Below are 20,305 nucleotides of genomic sequence, written 5' to 3' on the forward strand. Positions count from 1 at the left end.
GAGGCCTCATGTACAACAAAAAGAAAGCCGTCAGGCGCTTCAATGTCTTCTGCTTGCTCTCGAGCGTCGCGCTGCTGGCGTGCGGCGAAGACAACGGCGGCGCGGCACAAGCTGCCGGTGCGGGCAGTTCCAGCGTGTCAGCCACCACCAGCGGGGCGTCGACCGGCGGAACCGCTGGGTCGGGTGGCGCGGCCAGTAGCGGTGCCGACACCAGCGCCAGTGGAATGGGCGGAGCAGGCGCGGGCGGAGCAGGCGCGGGCGGAGCAGGCGCGGGCGGAGCAGGCGCGGGCGGAGCAGGTGACGGCGGCGCTGGAGCCGGCGGAGCCGGTGGTTCGGCGCTCCCGCCCATCACGGATTACTCTGTCAAGGGTCCGTTCGCGACGACCGTGGAGCGGAACGTCGGGCCGAACGGAGCCTATACGGTGTTCAGGCCCGAACCCTTGGGTGCGGACGGCTTCTTGCACGCTCCGATCGTTTTCGGCCCCGGCATCGGCCAGCAGGTGTCGGTGCACACGAACATGCTGACGAACTTTGCTTCTCACGGTTTCGTGGTCGTCGGGTGCCCCGTCCTCAGTGGCGGCCCCGGCGACGCAGGCAATCTCAAGAAGATGGAGGATGGTCTCAATTGGATCCTGGAGCAGAACGACGCGCCAGGCAAATACCAGGGCAAGCTCTACGTCGATCACGCGGTCTCGATGGGCTTCTCGGTCGGCGGCACCTCGGCCGTGCAACTCGGCGGTCACGAGGCGGTGGCCACTGTCGTCTCGATCCACGGCCACAGGGCCTCGGCCGACCTCCACGGCACGATGCTGCAGACGACTGGCACCCGGGATACTGTCGGCATGCCCCTCCAGCAGGCCACCTACGACATGTCCGAAGTGCCCACATTCCTGGCAACGCTGACGGGCGCGCCTCATGCATACATCGAGAGCGACGGCGGCGGCGAAGAGCGGCCCGCGATCGTCGCATGGATGCGCTACTGGATCTACAACGACATGGGCGCGCGGGACCATTTCTTCGGAGATAATTGCGTGTTGTGCAAGGCGCCTTGGGAGAATCCCCAGCGCAAGAACTGGAAATAACCCGAGGAACGTCAGGCGGCGCGCCACGGCTGGGACGAGGATGCCTTGAGCAAACCGAAGGATCCGCCGCGGCTCCTCAATGCGTCCTTGGACACGACCGACGCCGTGCGCGCCGTCCTGCGCGCGGGTCAGCGCGAGCTCCCGTAACGAACCTCGAGGGCCTCGAGAACGTCAAGATCGACGAGGAGCTCTCCGTCTCCGACAACGCCGATCTCCTGAGCCCTACCGGTCTCAACCCCGACAATCACGTCCTCAAGGCCCTGTGGGTCACGGGAAACCGGAGGCTGAGCGACCTCACCGGGCTCGAGATGCTCGAAGCCGCGACCAGTGAGCCAGCGGGCGCACGCCTCGCGGGGGCATCTCTGGAGCGACAAACGGGTTGAAACTGCCTGAAAAGCGCAGAAGTTCGAACCGAAAGGACGCCACAAGACGCCATGAGGCGCCACAAGACGCCAGGATATTTATAATATTTTCATGGCGTCTTGTGGCGCCTTATGGCGTCCTCGCGGTTCCGACAAGCTCGGTCCCCAGGGGCATCGAGGCGGGGCGCAGCCGGCCTGTGGTCGCGCAGGCCACACCCGCGCGGCGCGGTGTGACGGGCGCGCGACAAACTCGCCGACAGCAACGCGGATTCCGCGGTTCGTGGACGGCATATCGGTTGCTTGGCCGGGCGTCGAACGCACAGCGATCCAGGCGCGTCGCTGCGTGTCCGCCAGCCAGCGCCGCGGCGCCGCGCGAGAGCGCAGGAGCCCACGGAGACGACCATGTCGAAGCACTTCTTCCGCACCGCACCGCTCCTCGGAATCCTTGTCACCACCGGCTGCGCCGCGACAGCCGGCGTCGATGAGCTCGACGACGAGCCGGTCGGAGAGGCCGAGAGCGCGCTCGCCACCGAGATGACGCTCGGCCCGAACCAGCGGATCGTCAACGCCGCCAGCCTCTACACTACGAACCCGGATGTCGCGGTGAGCCAGTTCGCCGAGGCGTCGCTGGGCGGCTACTGCAACGGCGTGATGATCGGCCCGAACGTCTTCTTCAGCGCGGCCCACTGCGGGGGCGGGCCGACGAGCATCACCTTCCGCACGTACCGGAACGGCAGCACGGCCGCGTCGGACACGGAGGCCTTCACGTGCGACGCGATGGAGCAGACGTTCAACGACACGGACGGCGTGCTCTTCTTCTGCTGGCCGAACGCCGCCGGCGAGAACCCGGGCGACAAGTACGGCTACGTCGATTTCGACGTGTCGCCGCCCGCCGTCGGACAGCAGATCTACAGCATCTCGGCGAACAACCAGCAGAACGGCAGCCTCCCCTTCGACACGCGCATGTACGCCAATGGCCAGGTCATGAGCATCACCGGCGCTGGGCACTGGTTCACCCCGGCCTCGGCGCCGAACACCGGCGTCGAGATGAACGTCTGGGGAGAAGGAGGCATGAGCGGCTCGCCCCACTTCAACGCGGCGAACGGCAAGATGATCATCGCCCCGCTCTCCACGGCGTGCTCCGGCGGGTGCTGGGGACGCAACGCCCTCTCGATGCGCGATCTGCTCTACTGGGGTTACGTCAACCCGAGCTTCGACCCCGCGGCCCAGGGCCCCACGGTCAATGTCTCGCTCGTCACGAGCCTCGGCCTCACCCCGGCCAACTACTACGGCTGGGCGGACAAGGAGCTCGACTGGGAGTTCGACATCCAGCGCGACCTCGAGCGGCTGCGCGGCGAGGCGCGGCGCGACTGGTACAACCTCGGCTTCGACAGCCAGCGCCGCAACGCGCTCTGGGACCTCACCGCGCTCGCGACCCTCGACGTGACGAACCGGTGGGCGCGCATCAACCGCACGACAGGCGCGGGCTACGCCGACGCGCTCTCGCACGGCAAGCTGAACCTCGCCGCGGGCAGCTACCGGATCACGCTCATGACCTACACGCAGGCGAGCCAGTACGCGAGCTCGCTGTGGGTGGGGCTGAAGAGCGGCACGACGTCGCTCGGGGGCGAGTACGTGGCGAACACCGTGGGATCGGGCTGGCAGACGCACACGTTCGAGGTGAACGCCCCGTCCGACGGGCTCACGCTCGGGCTCGGCGTGTTCGGGACCGCCGACATCCTCGTGTCCGCGCCGAGCGTGGTGAAGAGCACCGCCGTCATGAACTTCGACACCTTCGACAAGCGCACCAACTGGCGCAACGACGTCGATGGGAGCCGGGCGCAGGTGGTCCCCGACGGACGGGTGATGGGCACGCCCAACTGGGCGGTCCGCGTGACGCAGAGCGCGACGGGCTACCCGGTGCGCAACCGCCAGCTCGCGCTGGCCGCCGGGCGGCCGTACCAGATCTGCTTCGACGCGCGCAGGACCACCGCGAGCGGGTCTTCCCAGGCCGAGCTCCGCGTCGTGAGCGGCGGCGCCCAGGTGATGTGGACGAGCTTCTCGCCCTCGAGCGCGTGGAGCACCACCTGCTCGGCGACGTTCACCCCGCCGTCGGACGACAACAACCTGCAGATCCGCGTCTCGACCGGCGATCCGGTCCTCGTCGACAACATCGCGATCACCGCGATGTGAGCCGGCGCCGTCGCGCCGCCCGCCTGCACCTCCTCGGCTTCAGGCACCACTGCGCCATCTCGATGGCTCGATATCGTGACATGTCATGTGACATGTCGCGTGACATGTCACGGATCCGGCAGGCGCGCTCGATGCGCACGGACGCCAGAGCGCGAACGAGCGGACGACGCGCCCGCGGCCCGCCCGGTGGCGCCCTTCGTGCTTGGATGTCGAGAGAGGTTCGCTTTATTGGCATGCAGTTTGCCAATACCTGTGTCGAATGCCCCATGTCGACGGGGCGGCGCTCCGTCTGGCTTTCTGACACGGTGATGCAATCGGAGGTTGACGGGTCATGCTCAGAGGAATTCGGTTCACGATGGCGGCGGCCGTCTTGCTGGTGGGCTCCGAGGCGATGGCGTGGTCCACGGGGCCGATCCCCGGCACCAGCGCGGTCGGACACACGGCGCAGGGCTATGCGTGGAAGGACTGGGGAGGGGGCGCCTGGAGCAAGTGGCACAGCGTCGCGTACAGCGATACCACCGGCGACGTCGTCATGGTCGCCCGCCGGGAGGCCAACGTCGGCTTCCCCTCCGGATGGCTGCCCTGGGTGATAGAGACGGTCGATGAATCCGTGAACTTCCTCAACGGCCTCTCGATGACCATCGGCAAGGAGGACGGCACCGAGTTCATCGCGTACGTCGACGTCGACACGCATCGTCTGAAGGTCGCCCGGCGGGTCGGCGGAAACGCCGGCAACTGCGGCGTCCTCAGCCAGTGGGACTGCGAGACGGTCGACTCCGTCGATGTGGTCCGTACCCCCTCGATCGAGGTCAGGTACGACGCGGGGCTCCAGGATTACATCGTCCACGTCGTCTACACCACGGAGACGAGCGCTGGCGTCCGGAGCCTGAAATACGCAGGGAAGACCGGCGGAAATCCGTGGTTCACCGGGACGATCAAGGCGAACACGAACCCGATCAGGCTGGCCTCCGACGCGATCGCCCTCGATGGCGCGACGCCGCTCGTCGCCTTCGCCGAGAGCTCGGTCGGGGTGCAGGTAAGCCGGTTCGTCGGGCCCTCTCTCGGCACCTGGACGACCACCCTGATCGACGCGAACGGCGGGGGCTACGTGTCGATGGACGCCAGGTCGCTCCGTCGCGAGATCGTGTACACGAGCAACAATGATTTGAAGTCCGCCTCGTGGAGCTTCTTGACCGGGAACTGGACGGTGAGCACCGTCGACACGGCGGTTCAGGGTTCCTATCTATCCCTGGTGATCGATGACGCCTTCAAACCGCAGATCGCCTACAGAAAGGGCAGCGCGCCCTGGCTGGCCAAGCGGGGGACGAGCGGGTGGAGCACCACCGGCACGGTCACGCCCACCGCCGCGGGCTATAACCCGTCCCTTCAACTGGACACCCATCCCGCGACGGACACGGCCATCCTCGTCCACACCAACAGCAACCACGTCCTGCACGTCACCTACGAATAGGCAGCCGCCTGCTCGAGGGCAGCGGGGTTCACCAGGCTCGTTCGCTCGGGCTCGGACCAGGCCCCCACCATGGCTCACGAACGTTGTCGTGACCGAGGGTGGGGGCGGGCGTTCGTCACGGGACGAACGCGATGTCGTCCACGAGCATGTCGAACACGGTCGACTTCGCCGTGTGGAACTCGATCGAGTAAGCGTGCGCAGCGTCGAACGCCGGGGGCGCAGGCACGCCCCAGCCGTCCGTGCTGAGGATATCGAACATGACCGTGTACTGCGCCCACTCGGTCGTGATGTCGATCCCCTCGCCGAAGTGGTCGCCGCAGCCGGTGCCTTCACACACGCCGCCCTCGCGATCGGTGTTGCGGTCGGGGAAGTTCACGTAGATGTGCGTCGGCGCCGCCGCCTTGGCCCAGAAGGTAAGGCCCGAGTAGCCAGAAGCGTCGTAGGTGAGCTTCGCGCCCCCCGGGGCGAAGTTCAGGTCGAACCCCATGCCGGCCCCCCTCGAGACGAAGCCGCTCCCCGCGACGTGAGCGGCGTACTCGCTCGGGTCGTGCCCGGGCGAGACCGGTACGAACGGGCGGCCGGGCAGAGGGGTCTGCGCGCCGCCCCGGGTGCCGTCGTTGTACGTGTACCAGCTGCCGACACGGTCCTTGCACCGGAGGATCGCGCCGTCGCCGTCCTCCAGGTCGTCGAGGAGCGCGGTGCAGGCAGGGAGCTCGGGCTCCGCGTCCGAGCCGCCCGAGCCGCCGGCGCCGCCCGCCCCCTCGTCCTGGCCGCCGGCTCCCCCGGCGCCGTCATCGAGGCCAAACGGATCCGGGTCGTATTCGCCGGGCGAGATGCCGAGGACGAGGCCGCATCCGCTCAGCGACACCGACGCGCAGAGGGCGATTGTGAGCACCTGGAAGCGCATCAGAAGCTGCCTTGCACGAGCGCGCCGCCAACCGCGGGCGAGATCGCCAGCGACGCGCCCTGGGTCGAGCTCTTCGCGGTGAGCCACAGAACGCCGCCGCCGGCGATGGCCGCGAGGCCGACGCCGAAGACCACGGTCGCGACGTTCGCGCGCGCCACGGCGCTGCCGCGGATGTCCATGCCGCGCCGATCGCAGCGATCGCCGTTGCAGAACGGGCGCGACTCGTCGAACCTCGACTTCGCCGCGAAGCCGAGCCCCGCCCCGACGCCCACGGCGACGACCCCCGCGCCTGCCGTGACGAGCGCGATCATGCGGCGGCCACCCCCCGCGCCGCCCGCGTCGCCCGCGTCGCTCGACGCGGGGTCGTCCTCCAGCGCGCGCACGACGAGGGTCGAGGTCACGCCGCCCGGCTTCACCTCGACCTGCGCCGTCCACGCCCGCTTGCCCGGCGCGCTCGCCTGGATCACGTGGGCCCCCGCGTCGACCGGCATGGGCACGCCCCACTGGCCGGGGCCGACCGGCGTGCCGTCGCGCTTCACCTCGAGGCCCGGCGTGCTCGCGGCCTCGACGACCACCGAGAGGCGCGAGACCTTCGGCTGGACGGCCGCCGCGCGCTCGCGCGCCTTCGCCTCCTTCACCCGGTCGCCGCTCGCGTGCACCCGCGCGGCGACCTCGAGGAAGTGCGCCCACGCGGAGGCCATCTTGCCGATGCGCTCGTAGCAATCGGCGAGGAAATAGCGGGTGTTGACGCTGTCGTAGAGGCGCAGGCTCTCCTCGTACTTGGGGCAGGCGCGCGACGCCTGGCCAGCGTCGACGAGCGCCCCCGCCTCCCGGAACAGCGCCACGGCGCCCGCCTTGTCCTCGGCCCTCGCGGCGCGCCCGCCCGCGATCGCCGCGGCCAGGCCGATGCCGATCGCGCAGAGACGTGCGGCGCGCCCGCGCTTCGGTCGGCTCTTCGTCTGCGGCGGCGTCATCGTGTCGGCGAAGGTATCAAAGGTATCAGAAGACATCGCGCGAGAACGGGTCGGCGCTGGAGGGCCGCTTCCCCTGCGGCGCGCCGCGCTTCGCAGGCTGCGCCGAGCCGCCCGGCCTCGCGGGCTTCTGCGCGGCGGGGGCGCCCGTGGCGGGGGCGCGCGCGTCGGGCGGCGGCCCCTCGGCCGACGCGCCGGGAGCGGCGCCGGACGGCGGCACGGCGCTGGCGGCCGGCTCGACGGCCGCGTCCAGCGCAGCGCTCGGCTGTTCGGGGCGCGGCTCCGGCCCGGCGCTCGGCTGTTCGGGGCGCGGCTCCGGGACCGCGCCCTGAGGGCCCGCCGACGACGCCGTCTCGCGCTCGATGCCGGGCGGGGCCCGGTCCGACAGGCGCCAGAGGAGCAGGCCGCCGCCCACGAGCGCAAGGCCGAGCCCGATCGCGGCGGCGCGCTTCTCGCGCGACGCTGGCTTGCGGTTCGTCGTACCGAGCGGCGCCATGGTGAGCGCTCCCCCGCCGAGGGGCACGGTCGACGCGGGGAGCGTCGCCCCGGCCGCAGTGACCGCCGTGGCGGTGCGAGCGGCGCCGGGCGGCAGGGCCCCGGCCGGGAGCGCGCCGCGCAGCGCGCCGAAGAGGCGCTCGGCCGCCGCGCGCGCGTGCGGCGGAGCGAACGGCACCAGCGCGAGCGCGAGATCCGCGACGGTCGGGAACCGGCGATCGCGATCGCGCGCGATCGCCGCGAGGATCACCTGCTCCAGCGGCTCCGGGAGGTCCGGGCGGAGGGCGCGCGGCCGCTGCGGCTCCCCCTGCGTGACCAGGTAGACGAGCTGCGCGAGCTCGTGCGCGAAGAACGGCGTTCTCCCCGTGAGCAGCTCGAAGAGGACGACGCCCAGCGAATAGATGTCCGCGCGGCCGTCGACGTCGCTCGAGGAGCGGAGCTGCTCGGGGGACATGTAGAGGGGCGAGCCGAGCACTCCCCCCACCCGCGTCAACGCGTGGTCCTCCGCGTGCGTCATCTTGGAGATCCCGAAGTCGAGCACCTTGACGCACGGCGAGCCGTCCGCGTTCCGCGTGACGAACAGGTTGCTCGGCTTCACGTCCCGGTGGACGATGCCTTGCGCGTGCGCCTCCGCGAGCGCCTCGCAGACCTGGAGCACCAGCTCGACGGCCACGGGCACCGCGAGGCGCCCGCTCTCCGCGAGCACGGCGGCGAGGTCCCTCCCCTCGAGGTGATCCATCACCATGTACGGCGCGCCGCTCTCGAGCGTGCCGACGTCGGCGACGCGCACGACGTGCTGGCTGCGGACGCGCACGGCGGCGCGCCCCTCCCTCAGAAAGCGCTGGAGGATCTCCGGATCCCGCACGTACTTCGGCAACAGCACCTTGATCGCGACGCGCTCGTCGAGGGCGAGGTGGCGCGCGGCGACGACGAGCCCCATGGCGCCCCGTCCGAGGACGCTCTCCACGCGATACTTGCCGAGGAGGACATCCCCGGGGGCAATCGTGGTCTCGTCAGGGCTCGACATGGCAGGCCAGGGCGGAAGAAGGGCATCCACTATGCCACGCCACGGTCAGAGGCTCATGCAAATTTCCGCTGCGCCGGCCTCAGCCGGGCAGCGCTGCCATGGACTGGCCTATCCTGTCCTGCCGTGACCGCCCCTGCCTGACGGGTCGCGATCCGCTGGGAGCAGCGCGACGACGACCGAAGTCGCCGTGATGCCCGCGGCGCTGCCGCGCCCCTCCGAAGCGCCATCCCTCTTCGCCCGGCGATCGGGCTTGTTCTGACAAGCCGCCCCTGCCTGCGGGCAAAAATATAACGCGAATGCTCCCGCGCACGGGAGCCGCATCGCGGCAACGCACATCAGGATTGGAATCGACAGATCGCAGGTCGATCAGCCGCAATTTCCGCTCTACAGGTCGAGTGTTATTGACACAGAGTCAGCGAGGAAGATCGAACCAATGACCACCCAGCTCGACACATGCGTCAAGTTTGTCGCTCTAGACCTGGTTTGCTTGGAGTGAAGAGACGCGAGAAAGCCGCGAGCGCCAGCGGCACGCCGCCCGGTGCGCCGCTGACGCAGCAGCTCGCGCTCAGAGCGCGAGCGGGAGCCAGAGTCGGCCGTCGCTGGACTTCCCCCAGCAGTGCACCCGGCCGTCGGTCTTCATCCCGCAGGTGTGGTGGTAACCGGCGCTCAGGCTGACGAAGGTGCCTTCGGGATCCTCGGTCTGCCCGTCCGAATTGTATCCCCAGCAGTGCACCGTGCCGTTCGTCCGCACGCCGCAGGTGTGAAGGTGGCCCGCGGCGATCTGGGTGTAGGTGTCGGAGGACGGGGGATCCGTCGCCTGGCCCTGATCGTTGAGCCCCCAGCAGTCGACCGTACCGCCCGTCCTCACACCGCAGCTGTGAAGGCCGCCGGCGCTGACCTGGACGAAGTCGCCCGTGGGGTGTGCGGACTGCCCATATCCATTGTGTCCCCAGCAGTGCAGCTTGTGGTCCGTCTTCACGCCGCAGTTGTGTGCGCCGCCCGTGCTGACCTGGAGGAAGTGGAGGGAGCTCCCCGGATCCGTGGCTTTATCAGCGGTGTTGTCCCCCCAGCAATTCACCGTGCCGTCCGTCTTCACACCGCAGTTGTGAAACAACCCCGAATCGATCTGGATGTAATTTCCGGCGGGCTTGGTAACCTGCCCGTAGCCGTTGTCCCCGAAGCAATCCACCGCTCCGGTCGACCTCAGCCAGCAGGTGTGGTCCTGTCCCGCGCTGGCCTGAGTGAAGGTGCCGGCAGGCTCCGGGGCCCGTCCCTCCGAGCGGTCCCCCCAGCACCTCGCCGAGCCGCTCGCGTTCACGCCGCAACCATGCTCGGCGCCCGCGCTGATCTGAGAGAATATCTCCGACGGCGGCGCGGTTTTCTCCGCATCCTTGTCGCCCCAGCAGGCCACGAGGCCGTTCTCCGTCACGCCGCAGGTGTGATTCCTTCTCGTGTCGATCTGGACGAAGGTGCCCTCGGGAGCCGAGGTCTCGCCGAGGTTGTTGCTCCCCCAGCACTCGACCCTGCCATCGGTCCTCAGCCCGCAGCTGTGGCTCGAACCCGCGGTGACGTGAGTGAAGGGGCCGTCGGGGCTGTCGGACTTGTCCTCTGTGTCGCTCCCCCAGCAGTGCGCGGTGCCAGCGGTCGTCAGCCCGCAGGTGTGCATGTAGCCCGCGCTGACCTGGGTGAAGCGGACCAGGAACGTGGGGTCGGTGGCCTGGCCTTCGTCGTTGCGCCCCCAGCAGTGCACCCTGCCGTCGGTCCTCACGCCGCACGTGTGAAAGTCACCCGCGCTGACCTGGGTATAGGTATCGCTGGTCGGGGGATCGTCCGCCTTGCCCGAGCCGTTGTCGCCCCAGCAGTGGACCGTGCCGTCCGTCTTGACACCGCAGGTGTGAATGCTGCCCGCGCTGATCTGGTTGTAGGTGCCCGTGGGATCCGAGCTCTGGCCGTGGCTGTTGTTGCCCCAGCAGTTCACCGTGCCGTTGTACCGAAGTCCGCACGTATGGCTGTTGCCTGCGCTGAGCTGCTTGTAGGTACCGGACGGCTCCGTGGACTGGAGAAAGTTGTCGCTCCCCCAGCAGATCACCGCGCCGGACGGGGTCAGCGCGCAGGAATGGTGGAGGCCCACCGTGACGGTGCGTCGCCCGAAGATCGAGCCGACGGCAGGGTCAGCCTCATCGTCCCCCCAGCAGTCCACTGCGCCGCTCAATTTCAGACCGCAGGTGATTCTGCCGTTCGTGCTGATCTGGGAGAAGCTCCCCGTCGGATCCGTCCCGCCGCCGTCGTCGTTGCTCCCCCAGCAGTTCACCGAGCCGTCGCTCCTCGTCCCGCAGGTGTGGACTTCGCCCGCGCTGACCTGGATATAGGTCTCGCTCTGTGGAGGATCTGCCGCCTGGAGCTCCACGTTGCGCCCCCAGCAGTGGATCGTGCCGTCCGTTCTCACACCACAGGTGTGCGCGCTGCCCGCGCTGACCTGGGTGTAGGTGTCGCTGACCGGGGGATCCGCCGACTGGCCCTGGGCGTTGCTCCCCCAGCAGTGGACCGTGCCGGACACCGTTACCCCGCACGTGTGCCATCCGCCGGCGCTGACCTGCACGTAGCGGCCTGTCGCTGGAGGCGTGGCCCTACCGTTCGCGTTGCTCCCCCAGCAGTGGACCGTGCCGTTCGTCCTCACGCCGCAGGTATGAAAGCGGCCAGCGCTGACCTGCGTGTAGGTATCCTCGGGAGACAGCGGCTCCCAGAGGTGCTCGGGCCAGGTGACAGGCGGATCCGTGGCCTGCCCATCGGCGTTGTAACCCCAGCAGTGGACCGTGCCGTTCGTCCTCACCCCACACGTGTGCCATGCGCCCGCGCTGACCTGGAGATAGGTGTCGTCCATCCCGGGGTCGGTGGCCTGGCCGTGGGTGTTGTCCCCCCAGCAATCGACCGCGCCGTTCGGCTTCAGGGCGCAGGCGTGCCCGTCGCCCGTGCTCACGATGGGCTCCTCGGACGCCGCATGGATCCGCGTGTCGTCGGCGCGGAGGCCCTGCGCGGCCTCGTCGAGCTCGCTGCCGTCCACGTCGGGCTCTCGCGGCAATTCGCCGATGCACCCGAGAAGAGAGATTGTGATGACCTTCAGCGCGACCAGGGCTCCAAGCCGCTGGCCGCCCCGCTCGCGCGCTCGCGCAGTCAGGCGTCTTCCAGGCACATAGGTCGACATAGGTCCTCGATGGCTCTTTGTTCGAGTTTCAAGAAAGCAAACGCTTCAAGAGCAGGCTCCGCACACCGATCGAGGCTGCTTTTCCGCGCTGCGGCGTTCTGCTGAGCGCTCCCGCGCTTCCCGCCAGAGCTCTCCGCGATGCCTCGCCGGTGGCGGCGAGGCACCCGGGCGATCGAATAGCAACCCTCGGGCCAGGACCTGCAAAAGGGCATTCAGGCCCGTTCACGCGACGGCGCCGGTCGAGGGGCTTGCCGCCGGGCGTGACATGTCACGCTCGCTCCGTGACATGTCACGCTCGCTCCGTGACATGTCACGCTCGCTCCGTGACACGTCACGCCCTCACCGTGACATCTCTTGCCGCGCTCCCCCGCGGTCGGCAGGAGCAGCAGGCTCTGGAATCAACGCGACCCCTTCGATGCAGGAACGAGTCGTCGATACAGCATCATTTCTCAGGAGGAAGGCGGCTCGCGTAAAAATGTTCAGTCAATCCGGGGCAGGTCCCGCAATTGGCGCTTGACGTTTCCGAGACGTTTGGATTTCCTTCCATCATGAAGACGGCTTTCCCTCGCTTTCGACTCGCCGCATCGACGGTGCTCCTCGTCGCGGCCGCCGCGTCCTGCAGCAGCGAAGATGCCGATCCTGGCACGTCAGGTTCGTCGGGCGGCTCACCGCCAGCCGCCGGGTCGGGCGAGACGGGTGGCACGACCGCGAGCAGCGGTGGCGCGGGTTCAGGCTCGGACGCCTCGAGCGCCGGGGGAACCGGCGGCAGTTCCACGGGAGGTTCGTCCGCGGTCGGCACAGGAGCAGGCGGCGGCTCGGCAGGCACGGCATCGGGGGGTTCGGGAGGGTCGACACCCGAGACGGGCGATCGCTCGCCGGAAGGCACCTGCGCGCGCTTCAACGCCGACACCGCCGACATGAGCGAGGGCACGTGGAGCGGCTCGCTGGACCCCGGGTGCGACCCTGGAGACATCTCTGCCGAGGGTCGAGCGAACGCGCTCCGGCTCTTCAACCTGTACCGCTGGCTTGCGGACCTGCCCCCGGTCGTGACCGAGCCCAGCCGCGACGCGCAGGCCCAGGCCTGCGCGCTCATGATGGACGCGAACAATTCGCTCTCGCACGAGCCGCCGGAGAGCTGGAAGTGCTACTCGAAAACAGGCGCGGACGGCGCGAGGACGAGCAACATCTCGAGTGGCCCCGGCGTCGCGAGCGTTCAGGGCTATCTGATCGACCCCGGGAACGAGACGACCTTTGGCCACCGGCGCATCATCCTCGCGAACGATCTCGGCCCGATCGGCCTCGGCTCTACCGGCAAGAACGGCGCCTCCTGCATGCAGAACATCGGAGGGACGGGGCGCGCCGGCAAGGAGTGGACGGCCTGGCCTCCGCCCGGGGTGTTCCCGATTCAGGCCTACAGCGACCGCTGGAGCTCACTCAGCGACACCGGCTGGTCGATCCAGAGCGAGGACATCAAGCTCGACAACGCCGAGGTCACGATCACGAGCGGCGGAGCCCCGCTGGCCGTCGACGTGGAGCCGCTCCAGGGGCGCTACGGCTCCACGAACGCCATCCGCATCGTGCCGAACGGCTGGGACCCTGAAGCCGGCAACACCTACTCGGTGAGCGTCTCCGGAATCTCGGCGACCATCGCGTACGACGTCGTGTTCGTCGACTGCGAATAGAGGAATCTCGTTCCCCTTCAGCTCCGGCAAGAGCATCATTTCGGGATCTTGACGTCGAGCTTGCCGAGGCGCGCGAGCAGCGGGCCCCGATCCTCCATCGCCACGTCGACGAGCCTCCGCGCAGACGCGTCGTCGAGCTTCGGGACGGAGCGCGCCGCGAATCGCGCCTCTTCCGCGGCGGGGACCTGGAAGATCAGGTGGTAAACGCCGCTGTTCGAGGCCGCGAGCACGCGCTGCGTCTCGCCCAGGCCGAGCAATCGACAGAGCGCCGCGGCGAGGAATCCCGCGGCGGCGCGAGCGAGAGCGCCGCCGCGAAGTGAGAGCGAGACGTGGTGCTCTCGTCCGGCCTCGCTGGCCTCGGCGACGGTATATACCACGGCGATATCGGCGGACGTGATGAACGCATTGCCCTCGGCGAACGGGTCCGCGGGCGGGCCCCCCCCGGGGCGCTTGAGCGCGGTGTCCTTGGCGCGGCCGAGCCCGCGCGAGAGCTCGATCAGGTGATCCGGCGAGAACAGCCGAGCGTAACGCGGCCGCTTCATCGCGAACCGGTAGATCAGGAACACCACGAGCCCGACGAGCAGCCATTTCAGCATCGGACCTTGCACCTCCGCGCCCAACCACCGAGACAGACCATCACGCCCGCGGCGAGCGGCTCATCGCCGCAGCATGCGCCTTCTTTCGTCCCATGGCGAGGCATCGTGCCGGTCCTTCCGCGATTCGTCCATGAGGTTTCACCTCTGCCGTCACCGCTCACGCATCGGCGCCTCACGCCCTTGTGGCTCTGCTTGCCTGATGGCGCGCGTTGCTGCGACGTGGGCAGGCGCGCCGCCCGGAGCAGGATCTGTGGCGCGACGCCGGCCCGATGGTGGATACTGGCGCTGGCCTCCAGCCTCTTCGCCGCGATGACCCAAGCCGCCACCTACGTCTACGTCTCCAACGCCGAGAGCGCCGAGATCTCGGTGCTGCGCCTGGACCCCGCCGACGGGTCGCTGGCGCCCGTACAGACCGTCGGCATCGACGGCCAGGCCGGGCCGCTGGCGGTGTCGCCGGACCGGCGCTTCCTCTACGTCGCGCTGCGCACCGAGCCCCACGCGGTGCAGAGCTTCGCGCTCGACGCGGCGAGCGGGCGGCTGAGGCCGCTGTCGGCGGCGCCGCTGCCCGACAGGATGTCGCACCTCATCACCGATCGCAGCGGGCGCCATCTCTTCGGCGCCTCCTACGGCGGTCACATGACCAGCATCAGCCCGCTCGGGAGCGACGGCACGGTGGGCGCGCCTGCCGCGGTGTTGCTCACCGGCCGCCACGCGCACGCCACGCTGGTGGATCCATCGAACCGCTACGTCTTCGTCAGCGCCCTCGGCTCGGATGTGGTGGTGCAGTGGCGCTTCGACGCGGCCACTGGCCAGCTCACACCGAACGATCCGCCGGCGCTGCCCGTGCGTCCGCAGGCCGGCCCGCGCCACCTCGCGTTCGCTCCCGACGGGCGCTTCGTCTACCTGCTCAACGAGCTGGACGCGCGCGTCGACGTCCTGGCCTTCGACGCCGAGCGCGGGACGCTGGCGCCGGTGCAGAGCCTCTCCACGCTGCCCGAGGGCTTCTCTGGCAAGCCCTGGGCGGCGGACCTGCACCTCACGCCCGACGGCCGCTTCCTCTACACGTCGGAGCGCACCTCCAGCACGCTGGCCGGGTTCAGCGTCGATGCGCAGACCGGCCGCCTGCGCCTGGTCTCGCACGCGCCCACGGAACAGCAGCCGCGCGGCTTCCAGATCGACCCCGGCGGCCGCTGGCTCGTCGCCGCCGGGCAGCTCTCGCATGCGGTGCGTGTGCACGCGATCGACCGCGAGAGCGGCCGGCTCACCTCGTCGACGTCGACCCCGGTGGGCCGCGGTCCCCACTGGGTGGAGATCCTGACCTTCCCCTGATCCGAGCGCCGCGCGCGACGGCCCCGAGCTGGCGAAACTGGCGGCGCGGGTGGCGGCCGCCAGGTCCCGGAGCGCGGAGAGGGCCCAAAGATCCCGCAAAAAGGCCGCGGCACACCGTTCGCAATAAGTGCCCACCGAAACGCCGCGAGGTCCGACCTCGCGCTGGTCCCCGCCGTTGCGGGGCAGCGCGAAGCCCGGAAGCGGCGTGCTAGCCCGAGCCGGCGCCACGCGCCGCGCTCGGATGGAGGCACCCATGTCGGTTCGTCATGCCATGTCCATGAGTCTCCCTGTCCTCGCGCTCGCCTGCTCCACCGCGCAAAACGCCGCCCCGGAGCCACCGGAGAGCACCCCGCCGCAGCACGACGGCGCAGCGGCGCCGGCCGGCTCGACGAGCGCGAGGAGCTTCGTCGACGCCGCGTCGTACTTCACGAGCTCGGAGGAGATCGACGCCTGGTACGGGCTGCTCCGCGAGCTGAACGACGACTTCGACGTCGTGTGCGGCGACACCTTCTGCGAAGGCGATTTCAGCAACTACGAGCCGCTTCGATTCCGTTGCTCCGTCGAGGAGCACGCCGGGACGATAGGCCGCTGTGTGTGGATCCTCGCCGCGAGCATGGAGGAGATCGTGCCTTCCACGGGGGATGTGGAGGTAGACGCGAGGATCTTCCTCTGCGAGATGCCCATCGCCCCGGGGACCGCCGTGACCGACCTCGTCGAGGCGCTCGCGGCGCCGGCAGGTCGGGCGATCGACGCTCCGCTCCCCGGAACGGACAGATCGCTCTACGACGGCCTCGTCGAGTGCCTCTGACAGCCCGCCGGCGTCGATAAGCTTGTTCGCTGGGCGAGGAGGCATGGCGCTCAGGAACGGCCCGTCGGGCGAGCGCTTCCGGCGCCGCTCTCGCCCGTCGCCGGCTCGCCTTCGGCGAGCAGCCGCTTGAGCGTCCCGAGATCGACGGGCTTCACGAGGTGCTCGTCGAACCCGGCTGCGCGCGCCCTCTCTCGGTCGCCCTGCTGCCCGTAGCCGGTGAGCGCGATCAGATAGACGTCCTTGTGCTGGGGTTTCTCCCGGACGCGGCGCGCGAACTCGAGGCCGTCGATCCCCGGCAGCCCGATGTCCACGATGGCCACGTGCGGGAGCACCTCGTCCATGAGCTCGATCCCCGAGATCCCGTGAGACGCGGAATGACACTCGAACCCGGCGCGCGCCAGGAGCGCGCAGAGCGCCTCGCGGCCGTCGTCGTTGTCCTCCACGACGACGACCCGCGATCTCCTGGGGAAGTTCGCGAGGAGCGGGCCGCGCGCCGCCTCGTTCTCGGATGACGGCTCCGAGATCGGCAGCCGCACCTCGAACTCGCACCCCTTGCCCTCCCCGTCGCTCCGCGCGCTCACGGTGCCGCCATGCTTTTCAACGAGGCCTCGGACGAGGGTGAGCCCCACGCCGAGCCCTCCCGCCGATCGGTCCAGGGTGCGGCTCGATTGCACGAAGAGCTCGAACACCGTGTCGAGCATGTCCTTCGGGATCCCGACGCCATCGTCCTTCACGCGGACCACCGCGTGCCCGTCCAGGCGCTTGGCCTCCAGGGTGACATGCCCCCCTCGCGAGGTGTACTTCGCGGCGTTGTTGAGCAGGTTCACGTGGACCTGCTGGAGCCGCGCAGGGTCGCCCTCGACCCAGATCGGCTCGGGATCGACCACGACCGAGAAATCGACGCCGCGCGTGTCCATGAGGTTCTTGACCGCATCGGCGGCGTCCTTCACCACCGTGCCGAGATCGAGCACGCGCTTTCGAAGCTCGATCTTGTTCTGCGTGACGCGGCTCGCCTCCAGCAGATCGTCGAGCAGGCGCGCCATCTGCGCGGACTGACGCTCGAGGATCTGGACGACCTTCTCGTCGAGCCCGGACGCGCCGGAAGGCGCGGAGCAGTCTTCCTTGAGCAGCGCCGTGGCGTGGACGATCGCGCCGAGGGGGTTGCGGAGCTCGTGCGACAGCATGGCGAGGAACTCGTCGCGCCTGCGCACAGCGTCCTTGATCTGTTCCTCCGATCGCTTCTGCGCGGTGACGCTCCGGAAGATCCCGATGATACCCACGATGTGGCGCGCCGCATCGATGAGCGGGAGCCGCGTGACGAGGTCCCACTCCACGAAGCCATCCTGCCGCACGCGCTGCTCCAGCTTGTAGTGCTGCGCCTCGCCGGTCCGCAGCACCACCTCATCCTCCTGGTGAACGGCGAGCGCCGCCTCGTACCCAGGCAGCTCGAAGCCGGTCTTCCCCGCCGCCTCGCCTGGATCGGAGAGGCCGAGGCGCTCCGCCATGGCGTTGTTCGTGCGAATGAACCGGCCGCGCGCGTCCTTGAAGTAGATCGCGTCGGGCACGCTGCGGAGCAGGCTGTTCAGGAGATAGCGCTCGTGGAAGAGCGCGTCCTCCGCCGCTTTCAGGCCGCTCACGTCGATGAGCGTGAGCACGACCCCCGCGATGGTGCCCTTGGCGCGGTAGGGGAGGATGCGAAGGAAGAACGAGCGACCATGCCGGTCGCGCAGCTCGCGCTCCACGCGCTCCCCCGTCGCGAGCACGCGCTTGAGATCCGCGGTGAGCTCCGGGTGATCGACCGCATACGTGAACGTCTCGATCGGCCTGCCGACGTCCTGCAAGAGCAGGTTGAAGCTCTCCGCGATCTGCGGCGTGAACTTCCTGATCTTGAGCTCCCTGTCGAGGAAGATGGTGCCAATGTCCGTGCTCGACAGGAGGTTCTCCATGTCGTTTCCGAGCTCGGTGAGATCGGCGATCTTCCGCTGGTACTCCGCGTTCACCGAGTAGAGCTCCTCGTTGACGCTCTGGAGCTCCTCGTTCGTGCTCTGCAGCTCCTCGTTGGAAGCGAGGAGCTCTTCGTTCGCGGCCTGCAGCTCCTCGTTGCTCGCCTCGAGCTGCTCGGTCATCGCCTGCAAGGTCTGCTTCGTGTGCCCGAGCTCCGCCTCGAGCGCGCCGAGCTGCTCGCGCGACACGTCGTCCAGGTCGATCTCGATCTCCGGCATCGCCGCCCGCCGCGGCGCCCCGTCGATCGCCTCGAAGGTGATGAGGACGTGGGGCAATGTGCCTCGCCGGCTCTCGACCCGGCGCATCGTGATCTTGTAGGTGCCGCCCTCCGCTTGCACCCCCTTGAACACGATCGCCGTGCGCTCCTTGATGACGCGCCGGAGGCCCCCTGTCAGCACCATCTTGAGGTCGCAGTCCAGCATCTCGAAGGCGTCGAGCCCCTGTCTGCCGTCCTTGACCTTGAGGAACCGGCTCGCGCCGCCGAACGCGTGGACGAGCTCCCCGGTGTCAGTGACGAGGAGGCTCGGAGGCATGAACTCGTCGAGCAGCGCGTCGTAGGTCCCGAGCAGGTGCGACGGCGGGTGGCGCGTGACGGGCGCGGTGATCCCCGAGCGCGGGGCGCTCCGGGCCTTCGGCGACACCGGCTGGAAGCGGGGCTCGACCTGCATCCGCCGGTCGCTGTACTTCCGGTAGATCCGCCATTGCTTGTCGACGATCTCGAAGTCGTGCGCGAGTTGCCCCGGCGTCTCGCTGGGCCCGAGGAAGACCACGCCCCCGCGGTTGAGCGCGAAGTGAAAGAGGCTCAGGACCTTCTGCTGCACCGGCGGCTGAAGGTAGATGAGCATGTTGCGGCAGCTGATGAAGTCGACGCGCGTGAACGGCGCGTCCTTGATCACGTTGTGGTGCGCGAAGACCACCGCCTGGCGGAGATCCGGGACAACCTGATAGCTGCGTCCGCGCCGGATGAAATGCCGCTCGAGCCGCTCGGGCGAGACGTTCATCACCGCCTCTTCCTCGTAGAGCCCGCGCGTCGCGACCTCGAGCGATCCATGGTGCACGTCGGTCGCGAAGACCTTGAACGGGCGGTGGCCGATCCGGGAGGTGAGCTCGTGGAGGAGGATGGCGAGCGAGTAGACCTCTTCACCCGTCGCGCAGCCGGCGACCCAGACGCGGAACGGAGCGTCGCGCGGCCCCGCTCGCAGGAGCTCGGGGAGCACCGAGCGCTCGAGGATGCCGAACGCCTCCTCGTTCCGGAAGAAGCGCGTCACGCCGATGAGGAGATCACGGTAGAGCACGTCGAGCTCGCTCGACTTGCTCCTCAGGCGCTTGACGTACTGTTCGATATCGTCCGTGTGCGCGAGCTGGATCCGCCGCTCGATACGCCGGGTGACGGTGCTCGGTTTGTAGTGCGTGAAGTCGATGCCGAACTGCTCCTCGAGCATCCTGTAGACCGCGCTCATCCCCTGATCGACACTGGCCGCGTCCCGCTCCGGCCGGCGCCCCTTGGACCTCACGTGATCGAGGAGGACGCGCGGCATGTCCTGGGGAGGCAGTACGCAGTCGGCCACACCGGCGTCTCGCGCGGTCTTCGGCATCCCATCGAACTGCGCGCTTTCGACGTCCTGCACGACGACCAGCCCACCCGCGTCGTGGACCGCGCGGATCCCCCGCGACCCATCGCTGCCGCCCCCGGAGAGGACCACGGCGATCGCCCGCGGGCCGCAGTCCTGGGCGAGGGATCGAAAGAACACGTCGATGGGCAGCGCGAGCTCCTGGTCGCGATCCCTCTCGCTGAGGAGGAGGAGGCCTCCGGAGATGATCATCTCCTTCTTCGGCGGGATCAGGTAGACGTGGTCGGGCTCGACCAGCATGCCGTTCTCGACGAGGTGAATGGGCAGCTCGGTGCGGCGCCCGAGGATCTCGTCCATCAGGCTCTTGAAGTCCGGCGACAGGTGCTGGACCACGACGAAGGCCATCCCGCTCTCCTTCGGGATGTTCGCGAAGAAGTGCTCGAGCGCCTCGAGCCCCCCCGCCGAAGCGCCGATTCCTACCACGTAGGGCGCCACCTCTGGCCGGACTGTGCGGGTTCTTGTTTTTGTGGCGTCGCGCACCTCGCGCTCGGTCGACATGACCGACCTCGACGGCAGCAAGCGTGCCCAGGCTGTGGCCGCTGGCG

The 20,305-nt window shown here is 69.0% G+C and carries 13 protein-coding genes; 6 read left to right on the top strand and 7 right to left on the bottom strand.

Annotation, left to right across the window (positions count from 1 at the left end):
* Nucleotides 1-8: 8 nt before the first annotated feature.
* The 3 genes from WME97_RS23000 (at nucleotide 9) to WME97_RS23010 (ending at nucleotide 5,108) form a co-directional block, all read left to right on the top strand.
* Nucleotides 9-1,082 (top strand): alpha/beta hydrolase, encoded by a 1,074-nt coding sequence (locus tag WME97_RS23000; protein ID WP_437554891.1) that lies wholly within the window; start codon nucleotides 9-11, stop codon nucleotides 1,080-1,082.
* 764 nt (nucleotides 1,083-1,846) lie between these two features.
* Nucleotides 1,847-3,637 (top strand): trypsin-like serine peptidase, encoded by a 1,791-nt coding sequence (locus tag WME97_RS23005; protein ID WP_437554892.1) that lies wholly within the window; start codon nucleotides 1,847-1,849, stop codon nucleotides 3,635-3,637.
* Nucleotides 3,638-3,968: 331 nt separating this feature from the next.
* Entirely contained in the window at nucleotides 3,969-5,108 is a 1,140-nt protein-coding gene (locus tag WME97_RS23010; protein WP_437554893.1) for a hypothetical protein, read from the top strand.
* A gap of 115 nt (nucleotides 5,109-5,223) precedes the next feature.
* On the opposite strand, the gene WME97_RS23015 is transcribed toward WME97_RS23010, so the two are convergent.
* The 5 genes from WME97_RS23015 to WME97_RS23035 form a co-directional block, all read right to left on the bottom strand.
* Complete coding sequence (locus tag WME97_RS23015) at nucleotides 5,224-6,015, bottom strand: hypothetical protein (RefSeq protein ID WP_437554894.1); 792 nt, start codon at nucleotides 6,013-6,015, stop codon at nucleotides 5,224-5,226.
* Entirely contained in the window at nucleotides 6,015-7,025 is a 1,011-nt protein-coding gene (locus tag WME97_RS23020; protein ID WP_437554895.1) for a hypothetical protein, read from the bottom strand. Before WME97_RS23020 ends, WME97_RS23015 begins: the two co-directional genes overlap by 1 nt.
* The gene (locus WME97_RS23025; protein WP_437554896.1) at nucleotides 7,015-8,508 is read right to left on the bottom strand and encodes a protein kinase domain-containing protein; all 1,494 of its coding nucleotides are present in this window, start codon (nucleotides 8,506-8,508) and stop codon (nucleotides 7,015-7,017) included. Before WME97_RS23025 ends, WME97_RS23020 begins: the two co-directional genes overlap by 11 nt.
* Nucleotides 8,509-9,073: 565 nt before the next feature.
* Complete coding sequence (locus WME97_RS23030) at nucleotides 9,074-11,569, bottom strand: RTX toxin (protein WP_437554897.1); 2,496 nt, start codon at nucleotides 11,567-11,569, stop codon at nucleotides 9,074-9,076.
* A 583-nt stretch (nucleotides 11,570-12,152) separates the two neighbouring features.
* Nucleotides 12,153-12,485, bottom strand: coding sequence for a hypothetical protein (locus WME97_RS23035; RefSeq protein ID WP_437554898.1), 333 nt, complete (start codon nucleotides 12,483-12,485; stop codon nucleotides 12,153-12,155).
* A gap of 142 nt (nucleotides 12,486-12,627) precedes the next feature.
* Between WME97_RS23035 and WME97_RS23040 the strand changes: the two genes are divergently transcribed.
* A complete protein-coding gene (locus tag WME97_RS23040; RefSeq protein WP_437554899.1) occupies nucleotides 12,628-13,392 on the top strand; it encodes a CAP domain-containing protein in 765 nt (254 codons plus the stop codon).
* Between the two features lie 35 nt (nucleotides 13,393-13,427).
* Here WME97_RS23040 and WME97_RS23045 read toward each other — a convergent pair whose 3' ends face one another.
* The gene (locus tag WME97_RS23045; protein WP_437554900.1) at nucleotides 13,428-13,988 is read right to left on the bottom strand and encodes a hypothetical protein; all 561 of its coding nucleotides are present in this window, start codon (nucleotides 13,986-13,988) and stop codon (nucleotides 13,428-13,430) included.
* A 309-nt stretch (nucleotides 13,989-14,297) separates the two neighbouring features.
* On the opposite strand from WME97_RS23045, the gene WME97_RS23050 reads away from it, so the two are divergent.
* Both WME97_RS23050 and WME97_RS23055 read left to right on the top strand, forming a co-directional pair.
* On the top strand, nucleotides 14,298-15,317 hold the full coding sequence (locus tag WME97_RS23050; RefSeq protein ID WP_437554901.1) for a lactonase family protein: 1,020 nt from the start codon (nucleotides 14,298-14,300) through the stop codon (nucleotides 15,315-15,317).
* Between the two features lie 277 nt (nucleotides 15,318-15,594).
* Nucleotides 15,595-16,125, top strand: a complete 531-nt coding sequence (locus WME97_RS23055; RefSeq protein ID WP_437554902.1) for a hypothetical protein — start codon at nucleotides 15,595-15,597, stop codon at nucleotides 16,123-16,125.
* Nucleotides 16,126-16,175: 50 nt separating this feature from the next.
* Here the strand turns inward: WME97_RS23055 and WME97_RS23060 are convergent, their stop codons facing one another.
* Nucleotides 16,176-20,183 carry a chemotaxis protein CheB gene (locus WME97_RS23060; protein WP_437554903.1) on the bottom strand — a complete coding sequence of 1,336 codons (4,008 nt, stop codon included), beginning with the start codon at nucleotides 20,181-20,183 and terminating at the stop codon, nucleotides 16,176-16,178.
* Nucleotides 20,184-20,305 lie beyond the last annotated feature (122 nt).

Source organism: Sorangium sp. So ce367, assembly GCF_051520455.1.
GTDB classification, from domain to species: domain Bacteria; phylum Myxococcota_A; class Polyangia; order Polyangiales; family Polyangiaceae; genus Sorangium; species Sorangium cellulosum_B.

What these genes read in the sequence shown, in the direction of transcription:
- WME97_RS23000 (WP_437554891.1), top strand. Translation starts at nt 9, where the DNA reads ATGTACAACAAAAAGAAAGCCGTCAGGCGCTTCAATGTCTTCTGCTTG.
- WME97_RS23005 (WP_437554892.1), top strand. Translation starts at nt 1,847, where the DNA reads ATGTCGAAGCACTTCTTCCGCACCGCACCGCTCCTCGGAATCCTTGTC.
- WME97_RS23010 (WP_437554893.1), top strand. Translation starts at nt 3,969, where the DNA reads ATGCTCAGAGGAATTCGGTTCACGATGGCGGCGGCCGTCTTGCTGGTG.
- WME97_RS23015 (WP_437554894.1), bottom strand. Translation starts at nt 6,015, where the DNA reads ATGCGCTTCCAGGTGCTCACAATCGCCCTCTGCGCGTCGGTGTCGCTG.
- WME97_RS23020 (WP_437554895.1), bottom strand. Translation starts at nt 7,025, where the DNA reads ATGTCTTCTGATACCTTTGATACCTTCGCCGACACGATGACGCCGCCG.
- WME97_RS23025 (WP_437554896.1), bottom strand. Translation starts at nt 8,508, where the DNA reads ATGTCGAGCCCTGACGAGACCACGATTGCCCCCGGGGATGTCCTCCTC.
- WME97_RS23040 (WP_437554899.1), top strand. Translation starts at nt 12,628, where the DNA reads ATGAGCGAGGGCACGTGGAGCGGCTCGCTGGACCCCGGGTGCGACCCT.
- WME97_RS23045 (WP_437554900.1), bottom strand. Translation starts at nt 13,988, where the DNA reads ATGCTGAAATGGCTGCTCGTCGGGCTCGTGGTGTTCCTGATCTACCGG.
- WME97_RS23050 (WP_437554901.1), top strand. Translation starts at nt 14,298, where the DNA reads ATGACCCAAGCCGCCACCTACGTCTACGTCTCCAACGCCGAGAGCGCC.
- WME97_RS23055 (WP_437554902.1), top strand. Translation starts at nt 15,595, where the DNA reads ATGAGTCTCCCTGTCCTCGCGCTCGCCTGCTCCACCGCGCAAAACGCC.